Annotated in this window: 1 pseudogene; it reads left to right on the forward strand. The window is 67.6% G+C overall.

Features of this window, described 5'->3' with window-relative positions:
* Positions 1–389 (forward strand): annotated as a pseudogene (locus A6302_RS21800) (carbohydrate ABC transporter permease); the annotation flags it as partial.

The following is a 389-nucleotide window of genomic DNA, read 5'->3' on the forward strand; positions in this document are numbered from 1 at the left end:
CCTCAACGCGCTGTGGCTGACCCTTAAGTTCGCCTTCTTCGCGGTGGTCACAGAGGTGGTGCTCGGCTACCTGCTCGCCCAGCTGTTCATGCGCGACGTGCCCGGCAAGGGCCTGTTCCGCACCATCCACACCCTGCCGCTGGTGATCGCGCCGATCGCGGTCGCGCCACCTGGCGCCTGCTGACGGTGCCGGGGCTCGGGCCGCTGCCCTACTATCTGGACGCGTGGTTCGGCATCAACTACAACATCGGCCGCTTCGTCGACCAGGCCTTCTTCACCACCGTGGTGATGGACGTCTGGCACTGGACGCCGCTCGTCACGCTCACCCTGCTCGCCGCCCTGTCGGCGATGCCCAAGGAGCCGTTCGAGCAGGCGCAGATCGACGGCGC

It is taken from the genome of Methylobrevis pamukkalensis, assembly GCF_001720135.1.
Classification (GTDB): domain Bacteria; phylum Pseudomonadota; class Alphaproteobacteria; order Rhizobiales; family Pleomorphomonadaceae; genus Methylobrevis; species Methylobrevis pamukkalensis.